The 4179-nt window shown below is 48.7% G+C and carries 7 protein-coding genes; all 7 read right to left on the bottom strand.

The features are described 5' to 3' along the window. The coding region (locus tag EAO37_RS08775) for a hypothetical protein (RefSeq protein ID WP_162983012.1) at window positions 1-1253 on the bottom strand (1253 nt) is incomplete at its 3' end. Window positions 1254-1262: 9 nt separating this feature from the next. Continuing rightward, a complete protein-coding gene (locus tag EAO37_RS08770) occupies window positions 1263-2018 on the bottom strand; it encodes a hypothetical protein (RefSeq protein ID WP_120953312.1) in 756 nt (251 codons plus the stop codon). After that, a complete protein-coding gene (locus tag EAO37_RS08765; protein WP_120953309.1) occupies window positions 2015-2599 on the bottom strand; it encodes a hypothetical protein in 585 nt (194 codons plus the stop codon). The genes EAO37_RS08770 and EAO37_RS08765 overlap by 4 nt, the downstream gene beginning before the upstream one ends. Beyond that, a complete protein-coding gene (locus tag EAO37_RS08760) occupies window positions 2589-2981 on the bottom strand; it encodes a hypothetical protein (RefSeq protein ID WP_120953306.1) in 393 nt (130 codons plus the stop codon). Before EAO37_RS08760 ends, EAO37_RS08765 begins: the two co-directional genes overlap by 11 nt. Beyond that, window positions 2978-3295 carry a hypothetical protein gene (locus EAO37_RS08755; protein WP_120953303.1) on the bottom strand — a complete coding sequence of 106 codons (318 nt, stop codon included), beginning with the start codon at window positions 3293-3295 and terminating at the stop codon, window positions 2978-2980. The genes EAO37_RS08760 and EAO37_RS08755 overlap by 4 nt, the downstream gene beginning before the upstream one ends. 1 nt (window position 3296) lies before the next feature. Continuing rightward, window positions 3297-3653 (bottom strand): hypothetical protein, encoded by a 357-nt coding sequence (locus EAO37_RS08750; RefSeq protein WP_120953300.1) that lies wholly within the window; start codon window positions 3651-3653, stop codon window positions 3297-3299. Between the two features lie 8 nt (window positions 3654-3661). Then, window positions 3662-4153 (bottom strand): DUF4043 family protein, encoded by a 492-nt coding sequence (locus tag EAO37_RS08745; RefSeq protein WP_240451799.1) that lies wholly within the window; start codon window positions 4151-4153, stop codon window positions 3662-3664. Window positions 4154-4179 lie beyond the last annotated feature (26 nt).

The raw sequence follows: 4179 nt of genomic DNA, 5'->3' as shown, positions 1-4179 counted from the left end.
GCATTCATCCCACCCGCTAAAGACGGGTGGGATTTCTGCCAAAACAAATTAAACTCGTCCATCTTGTCGTCAATGGCTTTAAACTGCTTGGCTGCACGCTCTTGGGTGAGAGTGTCTAGGGCGTGCAATTCCCTTAAAAGCTGTTCTTGGAGTTCGTGCAACTTGGTAGAGATGTCGGCTTCTTTGGCGTTTAGATCATTGATCGCGCTCTCTAGGCGTTCTCTGATGCTCTGCATCGCCTCTTTGGCTAGAGTTTGCAACTGCTTAACTTGGACTCGCGCTTCCACGCTCAAGTCTAGCAATTCGTTTTTAAGATCCTCCATGCTATCTAGCTTTTCTAAAAGGGCTTTTACGCTGTCTTTCACCGCAATGACTTCGTTAGCCTCTGCGCTCATGCGCGCGATCAAGGCTTTTACTAAGTCTATTTGCTCTAAAACTAGATCAAAATTGCGCACAATAAGGTCGTTATTTTTGATCATCACCGCATTGAATTGATCAAAGTAGCCATTATAGTTGGCTACTAATTGGCGCATGTACTCGGCTTGTTCGCGCACAAATTGCACACGGCTTTCCCCTCTATTCTCTGCGCTCGCGTCTAATCGGCTTGCATGGCGGTAGAGTTCTTTCAAGGCTTGAAAATTGGCTAGCACGCGATGGGTCGCCTGCAAAGCTAAATAGATTTGCTCCTTCCAATTGTTGTTTTTGTTTAGCGCGTCTTCTAAAAGGCGCAAAAAGTCCTCTTGAATGTCCTTAATGTCGGCTTGGGCAACATCTGGGGGGATCACCACAACTGGCAAGGGGGGAATATTGGGGAAGGGAGTTAGCGCGCCTTTGGGCTGTGCGCTCTGGCTTAGGGCTAGATTCGAGTCGGCTAGGCTTTGGGTCTGTTTGGCGTGCGCTAGGAGTCTTTGTGCCTCCTCTAAAAAGCCCTTGGCTTCCTTGCTTTCTAAGTATGCCTTTTGGGCGCGCTCTTGGGCTAGCTGGGCATCATCTAGCGCCTGCTTAGTCTGCTTGAAAGCCTCCTTAGCCTGTTCTAGCTGTTTTTCTTGCTTGGCTTTGAGTTTGTTGAGCTCGTCGGTCAAAAATTGGGGGTCTTTGATCACCGCGGGGGCTGTTTGTGTAGTCCCTGTGGGGGTTTGGGTTGTCCCTGCGGGGGTTTGGGTTGTCCCTGTGGGGGTAGTGGTGGGGGTGCCCACATCTACAATCTGGGCGACACTAACGCGTTGGAAACCTTGATTTTTAGGGTCTGGCATGCTAATCCTTTAGGGTAAAATAGGCATTTCTTGCGCGCTCACAAGAATATTGAGACTCTTTTCTAGGCGCGCCTTGGGGTTGTGGGCAATATAGGTAATGGTGTAGCTCTTGGGCACACTCGCGCTAAATAGCATGCTATTGCCCGTGCTGTGCAACTTGCCATCCACTAAAAAAGACTCTTGGGGGTTGAAAAGCGTGGTGTATCCCCACACTTTTAGCGGGTGGTTGGGCAAAGTCTCTAGGCTTTGCGCGCATATCTCAATAGAGTCCATGGACTCTAGCGCGCCTATTTGGTTTAACTGCGCGCTCAAGCGGTTTAGCGGCTCTTCTAGGGGGCTTGGGGCTTGATCTAGCCCGATCTTATTGATCGTGCGCACCACATTGTCCGCGTGCTGGGCAACACCGCTAGCATTGGAGGCGTTTCCTACCACTTGCAAAAAGCTCACATAGGCGTTAGCGCGGTTGATAGCAACATTGTCCTTTAAACTTTTTAGCATACTCTGGGCTTGAATAAGAGTGTTTAAAATCTGGGCTTTGAGTAATTCTAGCTGACACTTGTCTAAATTGATTTTAGCTTTCATCTGCATGGACTCTAGGGCTAGCTTAGCCTCCTCCAAAGAAAAACGCGCCTCTTCTAAATAGAGTTTCTCGTACTCAATCGCCCCCTGCATGCAAAGGCTATTGAGTTCTTTAGTGCTGAAGTTCTGGGTTTGCAGGGCTTGTCTTAGGCTTAAAAAATTGCGGATAAAGCGGTTGATATTCATACCTTCACCACCCTACTCGCATAATTTTTTGACGCATAAAGGCTATTAAGGTACAAAGTTAAAAGGTTCTTGGCTTCTTTGAATAAATTCTTATACACCCCTATTTTATTGAAATTGGATTCATCTGTGGGCACTTCTAGCAAGAGGGCTAGCGCGCCATAGACTACCGCGTCCGTAGCAATGGGGGGTAAGGGTAGGGGCTGATCTAGCTGCTTAATGGGCTCATAGGCGTAATAAATCACGCTTAAAAGCCCGGGTTTAAAGGGGCTTACACTTAAAGCCTCGGGCTGGATGAAAAGGCTCAATTCCAAAGCGTTGTCTACTTCTGTGCGGAATTCTAAATGTTTGCCCTCAAACTTGGCTTCTATGATGCCTAAGATATAGGGCGTGCGCATGAAACGCGCTTGCTCGCTCAAGCGCGCTAAACGCTGGGCTCGATTTAGCTTGAACTCTAGCACTAGACTAGCCACTACCGCATTAATCGCGTCTAATATCTCAGCTGCGCTAAAGCGCATAGCTTGGTAGTTGTCATCTTTCAAGCGCGCGCGGATTTTGTGTTCTACTTCATTGCTATCCACCATGCAATAACTCCCTTTCTATGTCCTCAAAAAAGGGGGGGTTGAGATAATAACCCCCCTTGGTGATATTGGTGTCATAGACGCGCATAAAATCCTTAATCAAGGCGCGTTGCGCGCTATCTTGGGGCAATTTCAAGGTGAAAAGATAGGTTTCTAAATCTTGGGCTTGCAAATTGATAAAATTTAGCGCGCGCGGGTAGTCTCTAAAGTATAATGCCCCCTCCCCTTCGCACACACAAAACACCTCCCCTTGCGTGGTGTAGAAATCACTGCTTAAAGTGATGGGCAAGTCTAGCATTCTCCCACGCCATTCCCTTTTTACCTGCGCGTATTTGTTGCACAACTGCACTAAAGCGTTTTGCCCTAAATCCACAAGACGCGTCATGATCGCTCCATCACTGCGCTATTAGGGGGGTTGGCTAGATCGTAATTTTGCGCGCTCGCTCCTATTTGGGCGTTAGCCTCTAGGCGTTCTTTCTCTCTGGCGTTGTAGCGGCGATTTTCTTCCATGAATTGTTCACGGGCTAAGCGCATCGCCTCCTTAGAGTGCTTGAGTTGCTCTTGCGTGCTCCAAATCCCCGCGCCTAAAGAGGCGATGCCAAGAAGCGTGTTCACCCCCTCAATGCCTGCACCTATGCCCCCTAAAACACCACTGCCACCTATGGCGGAACGCCCCCCAAACACGCCTAAATCATTCACTTCAATACTCCACGCTGATCACGCTGGGCAAATAATACACCACTCTTAAGATGGCTTGCCCGGGGGTGGTCTTGTTATGCCCGGTGATAGCGGCTTGGATTTGGGTGGTGCTAGGCGCGCTAAAAAACGACTCGCTGCGGTGATAGCCCTTATTATCCGCGCTCACATCGTCTAAGAAGTACTGGGTTTCATCCGTGAAGCCTATGTCAATGCTAGCCCCGGTTAGTACCTTGCTAATTTCCAAGGTAACATCTAGCACTTCAGCCCCTGCGGGAATAGCTACTAGGTTTTTGGTGTCCTCATCTAGGTTGAAAACCACCTTGCAAAGATAATTAAGATTATGGACTTTTTGTTCCATAGGCTCTCCTATTGTTTAGCGCAAAACAAGCCGATCACGGCAAAGTCGCTATTATCATACACACTGCTCACACCCTGTGCGCTAGAAAAGCGCGCTTTAGAAACCCCTAAAATGCGATCCACCCCGCAAATAGTCTTTCTGCCCGCGTCCTCGGTCTCGTTGATGTAGAAATTAATAGAGGCGTTGCCCGCTAGCACTAGCGCGCTCGCTCCAATGAGCGCGCCAATGCACACGGGGGTATTATTCGCGTAGGCGCTAGGGGGGGTAATTGTGTTGAAGTTCTGCTTATTGATGTGGTTTTCAAACTCAGAGTCTGAAACCTCGCTATTGAGCAATCCCACATTCACAGAAGTCCACACCCCCATATCTAACACGGGGCAATTATCCACTAAGCCTACAATCCCGCTAAATAGCGCGTTCTTATCCCCTCTCACCCCGGCGTACTTTTGGAGGTCTTGGTAGTCCTTGTCGCTTTTAATTTGTTTTGGCAGAAATCCCACCCGTCTTTAGCGGGTGGGATGAATGC

The organism is Helicobacter sp. L8 (genome assembly GCF_003660355.1).
In the GTDB taxonomy this organism is placed as follows: domain Bacteria; phylum Campylobacterota; class Campylobacteria; order Campylobacterales; family Helicobacteraceae; genus Helicobacter; species Helicobacter labacensis.
This window is presented reverse-complemented; position numbering and strand designations above follow the sequence as displayed.

What these genes read in the sequence shown, in the direction of transcription:
- EAO37_RS08770 (WP_120953312.1), bottom strand. Translation starts at nt 2,018, where the DNA reads ATGAATATCAACCGCTTTATCCGCAATTTTTTAAGCCTAAGACAAGCC.
- EAO37_RS08765 (WP_120953309.1), bottom strand. Translation starts at nt 2,599, where the DNA reads ATGGTGGATAGCAATGAAGTAGAACACAAAATCCGCGCGCGCTTGAAA.
- EAO37_RS08750 (WP_120953300.1), bottom strand. Translation starts at nt 3,653, where the DNA reads ATGGAACAAAAAGTCCATAATCTTAATTATCTTTGCAAGGTGGTTTTC.
- EAO37_RS08760 (WP_120953306.1), bottom strand. Translation starts at nt 2,981, where the DNA reads ATGACGCGTCTTGTGGATTTAGGGCAAAACGCTTTAGTGCAGTTGTGC.